This window comes from Clostridium kluyveri DSM 555 (assembly GCF_000016505.1).
GTDB classification, from domain to species: Bacteria; Bacillota; Clostridia; order Clostridiales; family Clostridiaceae; genus Clostridium_B; species Clostridium_B kluyveri.
Genome location: NC_009706.1, coordinates 2461065 through 2479718, shown reverse-complemented (window position 1 = coordinate 2479718; position 18654 = coordinate 2461065). Strand labels below are relative to the sequence as shown.

Sequence of the window (18654 nt, the reverse complement as noted above, 5' to 3'; positions counted from 1 at the left end):
GGGAATAGAAATGGAAATTTTGCAAAATGAGGAATTGTGTTTAGAAAGTAATAAAATAAAAGAATATGATAAAAAGTATAATTTACATTCCTGGAGTGCACAAAAAAAATTAAATCCACTTGTAATTACAAAAGCTGAAGGAATTTACTTTTGGGACAGTACAGGTAAAAAGTATTTTGATATGTCCTCACAGCTTGTAAATTTAAATATAGGACATGGAAATAAAAAAGTGATAAATGCTATAAAAGAGCAGGCAGATAAAATGCCTTTTATAGGTCCTGGATATGCAGTTGATGTAAGGTCAAAGCTTGCAGCTAAAGTTATAGAAAAAGCTCCTGAAAATATGGGAAAAGTATTTTTTACATTAGGTGGGGCGGATTCAAATGAAAATGCCATAAAAATAGCTAAAATGGCAACGGGAAAATTTAAAATATTTTCCAGATACCGTTCTTACCATGGGGCAAGTTTTGGAGCTGCAAATTTAACAGGAGAGCCAAGAAGGTATACCTGTGAACCTGGTATACCAGGATTTGTTAAATTTTTTGATCCCTATATTTATAGGGAAAGTATAAGATTTGAAAGTGAAGAAGAGGCATGTGAATATTATCTTGGAAAATTAAAAGAACAATTAATATATGAGGGAACTGAAACTGTGGCGGCTATTTTCCTGGAAACTGTAACAGGAAGTAATGGTGTAATTATTCCACCTAAAGGATATCTTCAAGGTATAAGAAAGCTATGTGATGAGTTTGGAATAGTGATGGTGTGTGATGAAGTTATGGCTGGATGGGGTAGAACTGGAGAATGGTTTGCCTGCAATAATTGGGATGTAGAACCAGATATTATTACTTTTGCAAAAGGGGTCACCTGTGGATATGTTCCTATGGGAGGAGTTATTGTAAGCAAAAAGATAGGTGAGTATTTTGATGATAATGTGCTTATGTGTGGACTTACTTATAATGCCCATCCACTGGGATGTGCTGCAGGATGTGCAACTATAGAAGTATATGAAGAAGAAAACTTAATAGAAAATTCTAAAAAAATGGGTGTCGTTTTAGGAGAAAAACTGGAACAGATAAAACAAAAACATGCAAGTGTAGGAGATGTTAGATATATAGGTCTATTCTCTGCGGTAGAGCTGGTTAAAGATAAAAATACAAGAGAAGCATTAGTTCCTTATGGAAGGGATCCAGAAGGTATAATGGGTAAAATTGTAGGGATGTTAAAGGAAAAAGGATTTTCAACCTATTCTCATGAAAATTGTATAATGGTAGCCCCTCCACTTATTATTAAGAAGGAAGAATTGGAAGAGGCAATGGATATTTTGGATAAAGTATTAGATTTCGTAGATGAATATATAGAGAAATAGAAAAAATTAAAAAATAAGTGCCTTTCGAAATATATACAAAGACACCTATAAATTAAAAATAATTGCGTATTATATTTTAAACCAATTTAATGAATTTGTAAAGGAGATTTATTTATGGAAGTAGAAGAAATGAAAAAAATTACCTGTGATAAAGAGAGAATGGAGGATAAAATTACAACTTTTAGTAAATTCGGTGATACTGGAAAGGGCGGCATAACAAGGTTATCCTTATCTGAGGCAGCACTTCAGGCGAGAGGAGAATTTTCAAAGAGAATGAAAGCACTGGGTGCAGAAATTATAACGGATGATATGGGAAATATGTATGCTACTTTTAAAGGTTCAGAAGATCTCCCCCGTATTGCAATGGGATCCCATTGTGATTCAGTGGTACAGGGCGGAAATTATGATGGAATTTTAGGGGTTTTAACTGCAATGGAAGCAGCTGAAACTATAGTTACAGAAAATATTCCACATCGTCATCCAATTACAGTTATGATCTGGACTAATGAAGAGGGGGCACGTTTTGACCCTGCCATGATGTCATCAGGTGTTATTACCGGTAAATTTGATAAGGTACGGATGCTGGCATCAAAAGATACAGAAGGCATAACTTTTGGAGAAGCCCTGGATGCAAGTGGGTATAAGGGTGATAAAAAAAATAGGATAAATCCTAAGGATTATAAAGCTCTTCTTGAGCTGCACATTGAGCAGGGACCAGTACTTGAGGCCGCAAAAAAGGACATTGGTGTGGTAGAAGGTGTTGTTGGAATGGTTAACTATGAATTTGAATTTATAGGTCAGGCTGGACATGCAGGAACTGTCCCGCAAAAAATGAGAAAGGATGCCCTTCTAGCTGCCTCTGAGGCCATTTTGTATCTTCACAGAGAACTTGACAAACTTGATGACAAGCTAGTTTATACCACTGGCAGAATTAGCTGCTCACCAAATGTGCACACAATTATACCAGAGCATGTTAAATTTACTTTGGATGCAAGGCACCAAGAGCCAAAAGTAGTAGAGCAGGTAGTTGAAATCATTAAGAACATTCCCTTTGAACTTGCAGGTTGTAAAGTTAACTACAAGGAATTGTGGGCACGTAAAACTGTCAGCTTTAATAAAGAATTGGTGAATTTAGTTGAAAAAAATGCAAATCTTTATAGATACTCCAATATGAGAATGTACAGCGGTCCAGGACATGATGCCCAGTTTGCAGCGGATATGCTGCCTGTAACTATGATATTTGTTCCAAGTATTGGCGGACACAGCCATTGTGAAATAGAAAAAACTCCTCTTGATAACTGTGTAAAAGGGACTAATGTATTGCTTCAGACTATATTAGATATAGATAAGATGTAAAACAATATATTTGTTTATTAAAAGAAAGAAGGGATTATTATGGAACAACTGGTGGAAAAAGAAATATATGAATTAGATAAATCAGATATAAATGTTACAGAAAGCAAATTATATAATGATGATAATGCCCCTGTACCTGTTAAAGAGAGAACCTGGAATACTTATAATTTTACTGCACTCTGGATTGGAATGGCTCACTGTATACCCACCTATATGCTGGCAGGGAGTTTAATATCACTGGGAATGGATTGGAAACAGGCTTTATTTACCATTACTTTTGGAAATCTTATAGTTTTAATACCTATTTTATTAAATGCTCATCCTGGAACTAAATATGGAATAAATTTTCCTGTTTTCTCTAGAGCGGCCTTTGGAGTATTTGGTGCCAATATACCTGCAGTACTCAGAGCTGTTGTAGCCTGCGGATGGTTCGGAATCAATACTTATATAGGTGGAAGTGCGTTAAATGTATTATTTTCAGCTGTAATTCCAGGATGGAAAACTCTGGGTGGAAGCTTTGAAATAGCGGGATTGAGTTTGCCTGCGGCTATAACATTTATGATATTCTGGGGCATACAGATGTTTATTATATTTAAAGGAATGGAACAGCTTAAAAAATTTGAAAATTGGGCTGCACCGGCAGTAATAATTTTAGCCGTATTTTTGGTAATTTGGGCAGTTAGCTCTGCACATGGCTTTGGACCTCTTTTAAGTGAGGAAAGTAAGCTTAAAACTATGGGCGATTTTATGAAGGTATTTCCTGCAGCACTTACCAGTATGGTAGGATTTTGGGCTACTCTTTCATTGAACATACCTGATTTTACAAGATTTGCAAAAGGACAAAAAGAGCAAATGGTGGGACAGTCTTTAGGGCTTCCTATAACTATGACTATATTTTCTGCAATGGGTATAATAATAACTTCTGCTACCGTAGTTATATATGGCAAAGCCATGTGGGATCCGGTAGATATAATAGCTAAATTTACTAATCCTGTAGCATTATTAATTGGATTTTTCGGAATAGTGGTGGCTTCTCTTTCTGTCAATATAGCGGCAAATATTGTCTCTCCAGCAAATGATTTTTCAAATATGGCACCTAAACACATAAGTTTCAAAATGGGAAGTCTTATTACAGGTATTATTGGAATACTTATAATGCCATGGAAATTACTGTCTGATCCTAGTGGATATATATATGCATGGCTTGGAACTTATTCTGGAATTCTTGGACCTGTAGCAGCAATAATTATTTGTGATTATTGGATTATAAAAAAGAAAAATTTAGTTCTTAAGGATCTATACCTAACAAAGGGGAAATATACTTATAACAAAGGTTTTAACTTAAGGGCTGTTATTTCACTGGCTGTAGGCATATTTGCAGCTCTTATAGGCAAGATAATTCCAAGCTTAAACGGGTTGGCTAATTATGCTTGGTTTGTAGGCTTTGCAGTATCTTTTGTGATTTACTATTTATTAAGCGCTTCTTCAAAGGAGCCAGAGTCCGCTGCAGAGCTTGCAAATGAATCAAGTAATTCTTAGGTTCAGATTATTTTATGAGGTGATAAATAATGGATATAATTATAAAAAATGGTGTTATAATAACGGCATCAGATACCTATAGGGCAAATATAGGAATAAAAAATGGAAAAATTGCAGCTGTAGCCAGTCAGATTGAAGATATAAATGCCAAAATAGTTGATGTAGAAGGAGAGTATGTACTTCCAGGTGCCATAGATGCTCACACCCACCTTGAAATGCCCTTTGGAGGGACGGTATCAGCAGATGGATATGAAGCAGGTACAAGAGCTGCTGCCTGCGGCGGAACAACTACAGTTTTTGATTTTGCACTTCAGAAAAAGGGGTATGGATTAATTCAAACTGCCAAAGAAAGGGATGAATTATGTGCACCTGCAGCTTGTGTTGATTATGCTTTTCATCTGGTGGTATCGGATTTAAGACCGGAAATTTTAGAGGAATTAAAAACCTGTGTAGATTATGGAATACCTAGTTTTAAAGTATTTATGGTATATAAAAAGGAAGGGCTGATGGCAGATGATGGAGTACTGTGTCAGATGCTTGAAAAGTCCAAAGAGGTAGGTGCCATTATAGCAGTTCATGCAGAAAATCCTGATTTAATAGATATAAGGATGGAGCAATTTTTAAAAGAGGGAAAAACTTCTCCCTGGTATCATTATCTTTCAAGACCGGAATTTGTAGAAGCAGAAGCAGATAAAAGGGCAATACACTGGGCTAAGGCATTAAATGCTCCTTTATATATAGTTCATCTTGCAAATAAGGAAGGGATGGAAGAAGTTAAAAAGGCCAGGGATGAAGGATATGAAATATATGCAGAAACTTGTCCTCAATATTTATATTTTACCAATCAGGTTTATAAAAGGGAAGATGGGAGAAATTTTGTATGTTCTCCGCCAATAAAGGGGAAGGAAAGTCAAGATGCCCTATGGCAGGGTATAAAAACTGGAGATATTGCAACTATAGCTACAGATCACTGCCCATTTCAATCCTATGAAAAGGATTGGGGAAAGGATGATTTCACTAATATACCAAATGGATGTATGGGAATAGAAAATATGTATCCCTACATGTTAAGTGAAGCTAATAAAGGAAGAGTCTCTTTTAATAAGGTAGTAGAAGTATGTTCTACAAATCCTGCTAGAATATATGGATGTTTTCCTGAAAAAGGCAGTATTACAGTGGGTTCAGATGCGGATATTGTTATATATGATCCACATAAGGACTTTACTATTTCCAAGGAGAATATGCATTCAGATGTGGATCATACCATATGGGAAGGAGTGAAATTGAAAGGATACCCGGTTATGACATTTTCAAGGGGAAGGCTGATATTTAAAGATGGAGAATTTTTAGGAGAACCTGGCTGGGGAAAATTTTTAAAGAGGAAGAAGAAAATATAGTTTAAGGTAGAGATAGGAGGCTTTTAGATGGAAGATAATATAAAATACAAACAGATAATGGAAGAAGCAACAAGATGTCTTTTATGTTATGATCCGCCCTGTAGTAAAGCATGTCCAGGCAAAAAGGCTCCATCGGATATTATAATGTCTTTAAGATTTAGAAATTATAAGGGAGCTTACTATAAAACTATGGAAGACTTGAATAGGGCGGGAGAATGTGGTGTGGCCTGTAATAATAAGATGTACTGTCAGAAAAACTGTATAAGAGGTAAGATTGATAGACCTATAAAAATAAAGATGGTACATGAATTTTTATATAAAAAGCATTCAAAACTGGAGGGGGTTAAATAAATGAAGGATCTTTCAATAGAATTTTGTGGTATAAAGTGTGAAAATCCATTTTTTTTATCCTCTTCTGTGGTAGGTAATAATTTTGAAATGTGTTCTAAGGCACTGGATATGGGATGGGCAGGTGTAGTATTTAAAACCATTGGATTTTACATTCCAAATGAAGTATCTCCAAGATTTGATATAATAGGTAAAGAAAATGCACCTTTTGTAGGCTTTAGAAATTTAGAGCAGATTTCAGACCATCCTCTAGAAGAAAATTTGGAGCATATGAGAAAATTAAAACAAAAATATCCCCAAAAAGTTTTAGTTGCATCCATTATGGGAGAAACTGAAGAGGAGTGGACCAAATTAGCAGAGATGGTTACTCAAATAGGAGCGGATATAATTGAATGTAATTTTTCCTGCCCACAGATGTCTTTACAGTCCATGGGGGCGGATGTAGGGCAGAGCCCTGAGCTTGTGGAAAATTACTGCAGGGCAGTGAGAAAGGGGACTTCACTGCCTATACTTGCTAAAATGACACCTAATCTTTCAGATATGACAATACCTGCAGCTGCTTCTATAAGGGGGGGAGCCGATGGAATAGCTGCTATCAATACCATAAAGAGCATAACCAGGGTAGATTTAAATAAATTTTCACCTTATCCTATAATAGGGGGAAAATCATCAGTATCTGGATATTCAGGGAAGGCCATAAAACCTATAGCTCTTAGATTTATACAGGATTTGGCTAAAAGTCCTAAATTAAAAGGCATTCCTATAAGTGGCATGGGGGGAATCGAAAACTGGGAAGATGTATTAGAATTTATGCTTTTGGGAGCTTCAAATATTCAGGTTACTACGGCAATTATGCAGTATGGGTACAGAATAATAAAAGATTTAATCAGCGGATTATCTTACTATATGGAGGAAAAAGGATTTAATATGTTAGAAGACTTAGTGGGTTTTGCACTCAAAAATGTAGTTCCAGCAGATGAATTGGACAGAAGTTATGTAGTGTATCCAGAGTTTACATATCACAACTGTGTAGGCTGCGGCAGATGCTATATATCTTGTTATGATGGAGGCCATCAGGCCATAAAATGGGACTATGAAAATAGGAAACCTTCATTATTAAAAAATAAATGTGCAGGATGTCATCTGTGTCTAAACATATGTCCGGTAGAGGATATAATATCTGGGGAGAAGATTAAAAAAATTATTTGATTTAAAGAAACAAACTGTAAGTAATGTTACAGTTTTGTTTTCAGTTTAAGGAATAATTTTATATATATTATCAAATTAAGATAAAAGTTTTCATACAATAGTAATAGTACTAATATGGAAAGGTATGGATTATGGCAAGGAGAGATGGGTATTATGTTCAATTGGATGAAACAGCCGAAAATATGTTAAGGGCGGGAGACTTTTTAGGCTGCGGTCACAATGGTATAGTATATTTACTGGAAGATAATAAAGTGATTAAAATATTTAAAGATAAAGATATCTGTAAAAATGAATATGAACTTTTAAAGAAAACTGAAAAGAGTAAATATTTTCCCCAGGTGTATTCTCATGGACCTTACTATATTATAAAAGATTATGTACCAGGAGAAAGGCTTGACTATTATATTAGAAAAAACGGTATAAATAAAAAAATATCCTGTGAGATTATCAAATTGCTCATGGAATTTAAAAAACTTGAATTTACTAAACTGGATATACGGTGTAAGGATTTATATATTAATAATAATTTTTCTATAAAAGTTATAGATCCTAGAAACAATTATTCAAGAGGGGGAAACTATCCAAGGCACCTTATGAAAGGTCTATACAAGTTAGGAGTATTGGATGAATTTTTAGAAACGGTGAAAGAACAATATAATGAAGTTTATAGGGAATGGAGTTTTAAAATTAAAAGATATTTATACAGAGGAGTAAAGTAACAGGTAAAAGACAGAAAACTAATTTGTTTACCACTTGGGATATTTTGAGGTATAATTATTTGGAAACACTGTTAAAAAGCATATAATACAAATGAAATTATGAGGAGAGGATGAAAAAGAGAATATGGTTTTTATAGTAACAGCATTGTATTGTGAAGCAAAGCCTTTTATAGATGGCTTTGCTTTAAAAAAGTATAACCTTATAAATAAATTCCAGGTGTTTAAAAATGAAGAAATTGTCCTTGTGGTAACTAAGGGAGGAGCTATAAATACGGCTTGTGCCTGTATGCATATTATAGATAAATTCGAAGCTAATGCTTATGATACCTTTGTAAATATAGGTATATGCGGCAGTAAATATAAAACTGTTGATATTGGCACCACAATACTTTGCAATAAAATAACTGAAAATACATCAGACAGGGATTTTTATCCAGATATGATTTTCAAACACCCTTTTAAAGAAGGAAACTTGGAGAGTTTCCCTAAAATAGTTAAAGAGCAGGATGCTGAAGATGTAAAAGGGGATTTTGTAGATATGGAAGGAGCCGCTTTTTTTCAGGCAGTATCCATATTTATTCCTCCCCATAGAATATATTGTTTAAAAGTAGTATCTGATTATTTAAATAGCCATAACTTAACAGCATTACAAGTTACAGAGCTAATCCATAGAAGCTCAGAGAAAATATGTACATGGATAAAGGATATTTATAATCAGTATGCAAAACCTTTCGATATATTGGATGAAAAGGATATGGATTACATAAATGAAATAGCAAGCAATTTAAATTTGTCTGTTTCTATGCAGCATAAGCTTAAAAGATTGGCCAAAGGGTATAAACTTAGAAATGATAATTTGATATTGGTTCTTGAACCTTTTACTCAAATTTACTGTAAAACTAAAGTTGAAAGGAAGATGTATTTTGAAAGACTTATATGGCAGCTTGAATCTATGTAGTTTTTCTCATATTTATGTGGAAGAAAAAGCTTTAGATAATGAAAATACCAAATATATATTATCTAAATTTAAAAATTCCAGTATAATAAAAATACATCACTACAAAGATGTGTTCTCAAGGCATAATCAAGATTTTGTTCTTCAAAAGAAAAGTCCCAAAATTATATTGGCCTGTAAAGATGGAAACCTTATTTATAAGGGAGCCAGAGTATGTGAGAGTTTTGGAAATGATCATTTTTATTACACTTCTTCCATGATGAATTGTGTTTACAACTGTGAATATTGTTATCTGCAAGGAATGTATCCTTCGGCTAATATAGTGATATTTGTAAATTTAAATGATATTTTTACTGAACTTAAGTGTTTTTTGAAAAAGCATCCAGTATATATCTGTATATCTTATGATACAGATCTTTTAGCTTTCGAAAATATAACTGGATTCACCAGGAAATGGATAGAGTTTAGCTATCTTTACCCTCACTTAAAGATAGAAGTGAGAACTAAAAGTTCTAATTTTAAAAGTATAGAAGATATAGCACCAAGATCCAATGTGATACTGGCATGGACTCTTTCTCCAGAGGAGATTATAGGGAAATACGAGGGTAATACTCCAAGCTTAAAGTCTAGATTAAGTAGTTTAAAATGTGCTGTTTCTAAGGGGTGGAAGGTAAGAGTCTGTTTTGATCCACTTCTTTATGTGCCTGGATGGAAAGAGTATTATACAAGGTGTGTAGAGGATACCTTCAAAGTTGTTTCAGAATCCAACATTGAAGATGTAAGTATTGGAGTATTTAGAATTGCAAAGGATTATTTTAAGAAGATGGAGAAAATTAATCCTAATTCTATTTTACTTTCGTATCCCTTTAAAACTATAGATGGTATATATACTTATTCAGAGGAACATCATAAGTCTATGATAGATTTTATGTATAATATGGTAAGGAATTATGTTAAAAAAGAAAAGATATTTTGTACATAGGGAAGGTGAACCATGAAAACTGCAATTGTAACAGGGGCTTCTTCAGGAATAGGATTTGAAATTTCAAAAAGGCTTCTTAAAATGGATTATAAAGTCTATGGTTTTGGAAGAGATTTTTCTAAAGTAGATTTTTATGATTCTAATTTTATTAAGGAAGTCTACGACATTACAGAGGTAAATGCACTTGTAAAAATTATAGAGAAAATTAAAAAAGAAAGCCAGGTATGTTTATTGGTAAACAATGCAGGGGTGGGATATTTTGGCCCTCATGAAGAATTAAATCCTAAAAAAATACACTTGATGGTTTCAACCAATCTGGAGGTACCTATGGTGCTTTGTAATATGCTTTTAAGAGATTTAAAGAAAAACAAGGGCATGATTATAAATATATCTTCAGTTACTGCAAAATATGTAAGCACCTATGGCTGTGCTTATGCTGCTACAAAGGCAGGGTTAACCCACTTTTCAGAAAGTCTTTTTGCAGAAATCAGAAAAACTGGAGTGAAGGTACTTTCTGTTCATCCTGATATGACAAAGAGTAATTTTTATAGAAATGCAAATTTTAGTGAAGATGACAGTGATACTGATTTCTATATAGATAGTGAAGTTATAGCAGATACAGTAAAATCAATATTGATGCAAGACTCAAATATAGCTGTAACAGATATTACCATAAGGCCTCAAAAACATAGGATAAAGAGAAAATAACTTCCATAAAAATCATGAAATATTTAATTAATAGTGTATAATTTTAATTAGACACTAGTAAGGGAGGTATTTTTTATGAAAAGAAAAATAGGTATTATTGGAATGATGTTAATATTTGTAATTTCTGTTTTATTTGTTACTGGTTGTTCCAATGGAGTTGATAGCTCTGGAGAATCCACTAAAATTAAAATAGCGGCATTAAAGGGGCCTACCGGCATGGGTATGGCAAAACTTATGAAGAATAAGAATAGCTATGATATTACTGTATACGATTCCCCGGATGAGATAGTATCTAAAATTGTAAATGGACAATTAGATGCTGCTGCTGTGCCTTCTAATCTGGCATCTGTATTATACAATAAGACAAAAGGACAGATTCAATTGGTAGGTATAAATACACTGGGAATTTTATATATTGTGGAAAACGGAAATACTGTAAAGGATATAAAGGATTTAAAAGATAAAACTATTTATTCCAGTGGAAAAGGTTCTGTACCTGAATTTGCATTGAACTATATATTGAAAGAGAATGGATTAACTGCAGGAAAGGATGTAATAGTGGATTACAAGATGAATCACAGTGATCTGGCTGCTGCAGTGGCATCTAAAAAGGTTAATCTGGCAGTACTACCGGAGCCTTTTGTAACCACCGCTAAAATGAAAGACAATGAACTTCAAGTACCTATAGATTTGACAAAAGAATGGGACAAGGTATCTCAGGGAAAAGGCAAGCTTATAATGGGAACTTTGATATTTAGAAAATCTTTTATAGATAGTAGATCAAAGGATGTGGATGCTTTTTTAAAGGAATATAAGGAATCTGTGGATTTTGTAAATAATAATAAAGTAGAAGCATCAAAGCTTGTAGAAAAATATGGTGTGATTCCAAAGGCCAAGGTGGCAGAAGAGGCAATTCCAAAATGTAATATAGTATTTATTAGTGCTAAAGAAGGTAAGGATGATCTTCAAAAATTTTATGAAGTGTTAAATGAAAATGATCCAAAGTCCATTGGAGGAACAATTCCAGATGAAAACTTCTATTACAGCGGAAACAAAAATAATTAAAAAAATAGGTATATTAATATTTTGGATATTAATTTGGCATGTATGTTCTGTCTTTATAAATGAGGAACTTCTCCTGCCCTCTCCATTTCAAGTATTAAAATCTCTTGTATTGCTTATGGGTAAATTTTATTTCTGGAAAAGTGTTTTAAGCAGTGTAATAAGGGTGATAATTGGAATTTTGCTCTCTGTGATTATAGGCATTGTATTTGGGTTAACAGCAGGACTTAACAAATTTGTGGAAGAACTTTTGGAACCTGTTGTAATCACTGTAAAGGCAACTCCTGTCATATCCATAATTATTATAGCTCTGGTGTGGTTTAATTCATCTAATGTAGTGATTTTTACAGCTATACTTATATGTTTTCCAATAGTATATACCAATGTGCTTCAGGGAATAAAAAGCATAGATAAAAGCCTTATACAAATGGCAAATGTGTTTAAAGTAAAAAGGAAATATGTACTTAAAGATATATATTTGCCCTCCATAAAAAATTATATTGTATCAGGAATACTTATGTGTATGGGAATTGGCTGGAAGGTTTCAGTGGCTTCAGAGGTGTTAAGCATTCCAAGATACTCTATAGGGCTGAATCTTTTAAGCGCCAAAACCACTTTGGAGACAGCAGAGTTATTTGCCTGGACTATTGTGGTAGTTATTTTAAGTTTTATGTTTGAGAAGGTATTTAAATATTATTTACAAAGGTGACAGAGATATGGTAGTGGAAAATGAACACAATTATGAGGTGACAATTAAAAATTTGAATAAGTCCTATGATGGAGTTTCTATTTTTTCTGATTTAAATATAAAATTTATAAAAGGCAAAGTTACAGCTGTGTTGGGGCCTTCAGGCTGTGGAAAAACCACTCTTTTAAATATTATAAGCGGTATTGAAACAAATTACAGCGGTGAAGTTATATTGAAAAATGATAATATATCCTATGTGTTCCAGGAAGATAGGCTTATTCCACATCTCACAGTATATGAAAATGTTGCATTCGTGCTAAAATCCACCATGGATAAAATGGAAGTGGACATAGCTGTAAATAAATTTTTAGACATGGTGGAATTATTGGAGTATAAAGATAAACTTCCAGACAAATTAAGCGGGGGAATGAAAAGAAGAGTTGCCCTGGCAAGGGCTGTTGCTTATAAAAGCAGCTTGATTTTAATGGATGAGCCTTTTAAGGGCATGGATGACAGATTGAAAAGCAGTATAATAAAAAAATTTTTAATTCACCAGAGGGAAACAGGTAGAACAGTTATATTGGTAACCCATGACAAGGGTGAGGCCGAAACTATGGGGAATGAGGTTTATTTCTTGTAATTAAAGGGAAGAGATTGGTTTAATGAAGTCATTCAGAGGTTCAGGTGGAGTTTGCTACAGAGAAATGTTTATTTCCAGTTGAACCTTATTAACAGCATTCTTAATGTCTTTAGCATTTAGAATACGTTATCCTTTATAGTTACTCATACAGGTATTATATAGATTAAAAATTAGGGAGTGAATAATTATGGAAAAAGTTACTTTTGAAAAAACAGGAACAATAACACCTCAAGAATCTTCAGGAATATCACTTGGAATATATACTAATCCACCTACCAGTGTTGGATGCGGCATTGGTACATTATGTAGCGGTATTTTTGCAATGATTTCAGTTGCCACGGTAGTAGCTGTAGTTAAATGTTAAAGCCTATTCTAAAGCTAATCATAAGTATTACATTAATAAGTATTTGCATAATAATTTTTTTAATGCAAATTTTATTTTACAAATATTTTCAAGAGACTTCTATTTTAGAAAATATGTAAAAGATAATTTTGGAAAAAGAGTGCTTTAGAAATAATTCAAAGTCTCAATAAAGAAAGCAAAATAATTCAGCAGATAGGAGAATCTTAATATTTTAAAGTATAACGCTAGCACATATAAAATTTGCGGGGTTCTACAGAATGTATATTGTGTGTAACTCATAAAACAGGTATAAAACCTTGATATATAAGGCCTTATACCTATTTTTTTATAGCTAAAAATATAAGATTAAATTTTTAGTTACACATAATACAGTATATATAAATAATAGGTAAAATTAAATAGAGGAAAAATAGAAAGGGTAGAATCAAGATGGAAAACACTAACAATAAGTAAAATAAATGTAGTTTTTAATAAATACTATGTAGCAACCTATTCAGTGTTTTTTCATATGTAGTTAGTAAACCTAGCTGATTGTTGCATGACCAATATTTTTAGGTAGAAATAGTACTTCAATTACTGGGAATAGCATCAATAGACCAAGGAAGATAAAACCTAATTCATAGGCAGTATTAATTAAAAAGAAAAATTGAAATAAATTTACAACTACTGTAATGAGTGATATTCCCATACCTTGAGCTAATGTTGAAACAACAGCATTTAAAGTATTTGCACTATTTCTATCTTGAGGGTCTATTTCAGAAAAACTCAATCCATTATAAGCAGTTAAGGCTAGTGAGCGTCCTACCCCTGAGACTAATGCAAGAAACATTATCCAAATAGGCAAAGTAGTGGTTTCAATAAATGCTAAAGCAATGGATGTGATAAATACCATTCCAAATGACGACAATAATGCACCACGATAGCCTAGTTTACGAATAATTGGATTGGTAAAAGGTTTGATTCCAATATTTCCAATAAAAATAAACAGCACATAACTGCCTGCTTTTACTGCGGACCAATGAAAGATTGTTTGTAAAAAAATTGTTAATAGATAGGGCATTGCCCCCACAGATAGCCATAAAATAGAACCACTTGTCTGACAGATTCTAAAAGAAGTTATTTTTAATCCATCAAGTGAAAATAATGGATTGGATGCTTTTTTCAAGTGCTTGAAAACCATAAAGCCTAGTATTACTCCTAAAATAATTAATCCTAATGAGCTAAACCAATAGTTTTTTCCATGAGTGGCCAGCTCTGCTCCAATTAGAATTATGCCGGATGAACAGGCAATTTCTATAAATCCTAAAAGATCAAAAGAGCTTGTCTTATTTATCTTATCAGTATCGATTAATTTTATACCGATTAATGCGATAATTAAACCTATTGGAATATTAATCAAGAAAATCCAATGCCAGCTCCAGTAAGTAATAATAAATCCACCAACCACTGGTGCTATTGCTGGTGCTATCAATGCAGGCCAAATAAGATAACTAACCATTTTCAACAGCTGTGAAGCTGGTGTCTTTTCTAATACAATCAACCTTGCTGTAGGTGTCATCAAAGCACCAGAAATTCCTTGTACAATTCTCATTAGCAGAAGGAAAGAAAAATTAGGTGCTAATGCATTGCTTAACGAGCTAAAGGTAAAGATGATAACAGCAATAATCCAAATTTTCTTTTTTCCAAATCGATTAGCCATCCACCCACTTAACGGGATAAAAATGGCCACTGTAATCAAATACACACTGACCAGTAAAGCAATTGTTGACAAACTCGTATGAAAATATTGTGCCATTTTAGGTAATGCGGTGGTTACAATTGTTCCATCTAAGATCTCCATAAAGAGGCTAGCAGCCATTAATAAGGCTATTTTTATTTCTTTTGTCATGCTGCTCACCATTCTTTCTTCAATTCATGTTTAAACTTTTCAATCCATTCAATTGCCACAGTGGTTTGTCGTAGTCGTAACTCAAACTTCCTACTTGCATACCAGTGATCTTTTGAATCTTTTTCAGCTAATTTTCGAAGTGCATTTTGTGTATCTTCCATGATGTCTTTTTGTTCCTGATAGAATTGATCTAATAATTGTATTTGTTCATCTAGAGCAAGGTGCTGCATTACATCAAGCTTTATTAAATATATATCCGCATTGTGAGCACCCTTAGGAACAGGCATTTTCATTAGTTCAAGAAAACGTTCTTTTCCTTTTTCTGTAATAGTGGCAATTTTTTTATTTTTTTTGTCTGATTCTACGTTGGTTATTTCTAAAAAACCTTTCTTCTCTAGTTTTTCAAGTAGGGGATAAATCACGCCATAGCTGATTTTTCGATGATGTCCTAAAGAAACTTGCAGTGCATTACGTAAATGATAACCACTTTGAGGTTCTTCCATTAATTCACCTAAAATAAAAAGTTCATTCATCATTTTAATCTTCTCCTGTACATCTAAAAGATGTATTTATTATATATCTTTTAGATGCATAATACAAGTTATTTGTTTAAAAAATTTTTGTATACAATTAAAAGACAATTTACTAGATTTATTGAACATAATAATCTATTTTGAGTTTAGGGACAAATTGATTGTACAAAATTTATTAAGTGCAGTGTTTCTTATCCGAACGCGGTTAATTAGCTAACATTCCCAAACTCTTCAAAGTAGTGGATAAGCAATGCCGCGCCCATGGATAAGCTCTTGTAAGGTGGTTCAGCTGGAGAAAATATTCCTTATGCTCAAACTCCATCTGAACCTTTGGATCACTTAGCATAATAATAAAATTTACTCACATTCCCAAAAATCCTTGAAAATCTAAGAAATCTATTATTTATAATTTGTACGTGTGGAGGGTTCATCTTTTCCATAGGGACTATCTTTAATTGCTTTATTTTTTACATCCCTGGTATAATTAGTGGATGTTGGAGATTGTGCAACTTTGTGACTTTTACTAGAAGGATTTTTCTTAGCCATAGTATCACTCCTTATTTATTATGAGATAATTTTGATCTTTTTGTGTATTTTTTCCCATTTGCATGAGAGCCTATTTTTTTGCCCTGTTCAATACCTATTTCGGCACCTGCTTCAGAACACATTTTCCTTTTTTCAGCATTGGATTTTGGCCTGTCTTTCACTCTGTTTTTATTGTTATCCATAAAAAATTCCTCCTACAAAATTGGTGAATTTAAAAATTACAAAAAGTAAAGGCTTTTGAAAATATGATACCTTATACTTTTAAATACAAAGACTATTATCACTTTCCTTTGTAGTATTTACTTAAGTGGAGTATTTTACTCGATGGATACTCTAATATTTATTGAGTGTTAAGCTGAGTGCCAAAAAATAAAATTTGGTTATGAAAAAGTGATTGTTTCATGTAAAGGGTGTTTTAAGCATTTTAACAATAATTGATGCCATGTATTTAGGAGAAGCACTCATATCATCATTCAACCACTGTTGTATTACCCCGATACATCCTGATATGATGAAAGGCATACAATAATGAGTTTCTAATTCTGGGGATGTATCATCTAGAGGAATTTCACAGTGTTTTATAGCATCTTTAAGTTTTTCTATAAAAGTATAGTCCATATCATCACAAAGAAATATTTTAAATATTCCATCATTAATCTGAACGAACTCAAAAATATATATAAAAAAAGATAATAAATCATCATAGGTGGTGGCTTCTTTTGAAAATTTATCATAGGTTTTGCTGAAATCATCAATCAATTCAGTTCTTATTTTATCCACCATATCAAATATATCTCTGTAATAATGATAAAAAGTTGATCTATTGACATCTGCTAAATCAGTAAGTTCCTTTACTGTAATATTATTAATTTTTTTCTTAGACATGAGCTTTGTTAGGGCCTCAAACAGACTTTGTTTAGTTTTTCTTATACGTCTGTCCAATTTCTTTTCTTCCATGGTAAACCTCCCCAAAAATATTCCAATATTTATACAACACTTGTTGATTATATGTTGAATAACCTTCAAATCAGTAATAGATTAATGATTGAAGTTATACTACATACGTTCTATAATAAACACATGTTTATAAAAGTACAAGTGTTTTATTTGGATTAGGGGGGATAGCATGGAAAAAATATTTTTGTCCTTTTTATGTTTGTCTGTGATTGTAATTGTACTAAGTGGATGCGGTAAAGGCGATGATTCAAAAGAAACTGGCAGCAAGAGTTATCCTGTAAAGATTTTGGAGATGAAAAATGAAAATTATCCTGTTTCTTTAGAATATGAGGGAATAACAGGAGGCAGTGAAGTGAGAAAGCTTTCTTTTAAAAGTTCTGCTAAGATTTCAAAAATATACGTATATAAAGGACAGCATGTAAAAAAAGGAGATAACCTAGTAGAGCTTGATAAAAGTGATTTGAATTTTGCAATGGAAGCTTCCAAATCACAGATGAATGCAGCTTCTGCACAGTATAATAAAGCAGTAAATGGTTCTCAAGCAGAAGATATAAATAAAGCTGAAATAGCAGTAAAGAATGCCCAAGATAATTATAGCTATTATGGAGATTTATATAATAAAAATGTGAAATTATATGAAAGCGGCGCAGTTCCAAAGCAGCAGGTTGATGATATTAAACTTCAATTAGATAGCAGTGAAAGTGCTTTAAATAGCGCCAAACAAAGCCTGCAGCAGCTTCAAAATGGCTCCAGAGAAGAAGATAAGCAAGCTCTTTTAGCACAATTAAATACAGCAAAAGCTGATTATGATTCAAAAGTTAACTTGGTTCAAGATGCCTCACTGACTGCAGATATTGATGGTTATGTAGTAGATGTACTTTGCAGGGAAGGTGAAATGCAGGCAGCTGGCAATCCTGTTATTTTATTAAGAAGTGAAAATCAGGTTGTTACTGTGGGACTATCTGAGGAGGATGTGAAGAAGGTAACTATTGGTACAAAAGCTCAGGTAAAGATAGATAATACTACAGTAAATGGAGAAATCATAAATATAGTTCAAATGGCAGATGAAACATCAGGTACATACAGTACTCAAATTAAGCTGCTAAACCCAATAGATAATAGTAAGTTTTATATAGGAGAAGACGTAAAAGTGTACATTAATGTGGGAACAAAAAATTCTATATGGATTCCCATTAGTAGTATTTTAAATGATGGAGAAGATTATGTTTATGTAGGACAAAGTGGACATGCTATTAGAAAGAATGTGACCTGGGAAATACAAACGAAGATAAAGTCTCAGTAGAAGGTTTAGAATTAGGAGATAAACTTATTGTTCAAGGTATGAAAAATATAAAAGCTGGCTATAAAGTTACAGTAAAGTAAAGGGGAATCTA

The 18654-nt window shown here is 33.0% G+C and carries 19 protein-coding genes and 1 pseudogene; 15 read left to right on the top strand and 5 right to left on the bottom strand.

From position 1 onward, the window contains the following. Positions 1-10: 10 nt before the first annotated feature. From CKL_RS11765 to CKL_RS20830, 14 genes are all read left to right on the top strand, one after another. Positions 11-1369, top strand: coding sequence for an aminotransferase class III-fold pyridoxal phosphate-dependent enzyme (locus CKL_RS11765; protein ID WP_012102749.1), 1359 nt, complete (start codon positions 11-13; stop codon positions 1367-1369). A gap of 129 nt (positions 1370-1498) precedes the next feature. Continuing rightward, positions 1499-2725: a Zn-dependent hydrolase gene (locus CKL_RS11760; RefSeq protein WP_012102748.1), complete on the top strand. Its 1227-nt coding sequence runs from the start codon at positions 1499-1501 to the stop codon at positions 2723-2725. A 39-nt stretch (positions 2726-2764) separates the two neighbouring features. Continuing rightward, positions 2765-4264: an NCS1 family nucleobase:cation symporter-1 gene (locus CKL_RS11755; RefSeq protein WP_012102747.1), complete on the top strand. Its 1500-nt coding sequence runs from the start codon at positions 2765-2767 to the stop codon at positions 4262-4264. Positions 4265-4293: 29 nt separating this feature from the next. Beyond that, positions 4294-5661: a dihydropyrimidinase gene (gene hydA, locus CKL_RS11750; protein WP_012102746.1), complete on the top strand. Its 1368-nt coding sequence runs from the start codon at positions 4294-4296 to the stop codon at positions 5659-5661. Positions 5662-5688: 27 nt separating this feature from the next. Next, positions 5689-6012, top strand: a complete 324-nt coding sequence (locus CKL_RS11745; RefSeq protein ID WP_012102745.1) for a hypothetical protein — start codon at positions 5689-5691, stop codon at positions 6010-6012. Then, a complete protein-coding gene (gene preA / locus CKL_RS11740) occupies positions 6013-7218 on the top strand; it encodes an NAD-dependent dihydropyrimidine dehydrogenase subunit PreA (protein ID WP_012102744.1) in 1206 nt (401 codons plus the stop codon). It begins immediately after the preceding gene. Between the two features lie 131 nt (positions 7219-7349). Further along, the gene (locus tag CKL_RS11735) at positions 7350-7937 is read left to right on the top strand and encodes a protein kinase (RefSeq protein ID WP_012102743.1); all 588 of its coding nucleotides are present in this window, start codon (positions 7350-7352) and stop codon (positions 7935-7937) included. Positions 7938-8061: 124 nt separating this feature from the next. Next, positions 8062-8895: a 5'-methylthioadenosine/S-adenosylhomocysteine nucleosidase family protein gene (locus tag CKL_RS11730; RefSeq protein ID WP_012102742.1), complete on the top strand. Its 834-nt coding sequence runs from the start codon at positions 8062-8064 to the stop codon at positions 8893-8895. Beyond that, positions 8861-9874: an SPL family radical SAM protein gene (locus tag CKL_RS11725; protein WP_012102741.1), complete on the top strand. Its 1014-nt coding sequence runs from the start codon at positions 8861-8863 to the stop codon at positions 9872-9874. The genes CKL_RS11730 and CKL_RS11725 overlap by 35 nt, the downstream gene beginning before the upstream one ends. Positions 9875-9886: 12 nt before the next feature. After that, positions 9887-10582, top strand: coding sequence for an SDR family oxidoreductase (locus CKL_RS11720; protein ID WP_012102740.1), 696 nt, complete (start codon positions 9887-9889; stop codon positions 10580-10582). 75 nt (positions 10583-10657) lie between these two features. Further along, a complete protein-coding gene (locus tag CKL_RS11715; RefSeq protein WP_012102739.1) occupies positions 10658-11647 on the top strand; it encodes an ABC transporter substrate-binding protein in 990 nt (329 codons plus the stop codon). After that, positions 11610-12353 carry an ABC transporter permease gene (locus CKL_RS11710; RefSeq protein ID WP_041700815.1) on the top strand — a complete coding sequence of 248 codons (744 nt, stop codon included), beginning with the start codon at positions 11610-11612 and terminating at the stop codon, positions 12351-12353. Before CKL_RS11715 ends, CKL_RS11710 begins: the two co-directional genes overlap by 38 nt. Before the next feature lie 7 nt (positions 12354-12360). Further along, positions 12361-12972, top strand: a complete 612-nt coding sequence (locus CKL_RS11705) for an ABC transporter ATP-binding protein (protein WP_012102737.1) — start codon at positions 12361-12363, stop codon at positions 12970-12972. A 187-nt stretch (positions 12973-13159) separates the two neighbouring features. Next, positions 13160-13336 (top strand): hypothetical protein, encoded by a 177-nt coding sequence (locus CKL_RS20830; protein WP_012102736.1) that lies wholly within the window; start codon positions 13160-13162, stop codon positions 13334-13336. Positions 13337-13859: 523 nt separating this feature from the next. On the opposite strand, the gene CKL_RS11700 is transcribed toward CKL_RS20830, so the two are convergent. The 5 genes from CKL_RS11700 to CKL_RS11690 form a co-directional block, all read right to left on the bottom strand. Continuing rightward, positions 13860-15224, bottom strand: a complete 1365-nt coding sequence (locus tag CKL_RS11700; RefSeq protein ID WP_012102735.1) for an MFS transporter — start codon at positions 15222-15224, stop codon at positions 13860-13862. 5 nt (positions 15225-15229) lie between these two features. Next, complete coding sequence (locus CKL_RS11695; protein ID WP_012102734.1) at positions 15230-15760, bottom strand: PadR family transcriptional regulator; 531 nt, start codon at positions 15758-15760, stop codon at positions 15230-15232. Positions 15761-16156: 396 nt separating this feature from the next. Next, a complete protein-coding gene (locus CKL_RS20825) occupies positions 16157-16303 on the bottom strand; it encodes a hypothetical protein (protein WP_172634762.1) in 147 nt (48 codons plus the stop codon). Positions 16304-16314: 11 nt separating this feature from the next. After that, positions 16315-16485 carry a hypothetical protein gene (locus CKL_RS20320; protein WP_012102733.1) on the bottom strand — a complete coding sequence of 57 codons (171 nt, stop codon included), beginning with the start codon at positions 16483-16485 and terminating at the stop codon, positions 16315-16317. 217 nt (positions 16486-16702) lie between these two features. Continuing rightward, a complete protein-coding gene (locus CKL_RS11690) occupies positions 16703-17260 on the bottom strand; it encodes a TetR/AcrR family transcriptional regulator (RefSeq protein ID WP_012102732.1) in 558 nt (185 codons plus the stop codon). Positions 17261-17429: 169 nt separating this feature from the next. On the opposite strand from CKL_RS11690, the pseudogene CKL_RS11685 reads away from it, so the two are divergent. Beyond that, positions 17430-18643: pseudogene (locus CKL_RS11685) on the top strand (efflux RND transporter periplasmic adaptor subunit). The last annotated feature ends 11 nt before the right edge of the window (positions 18644-18654 follow it).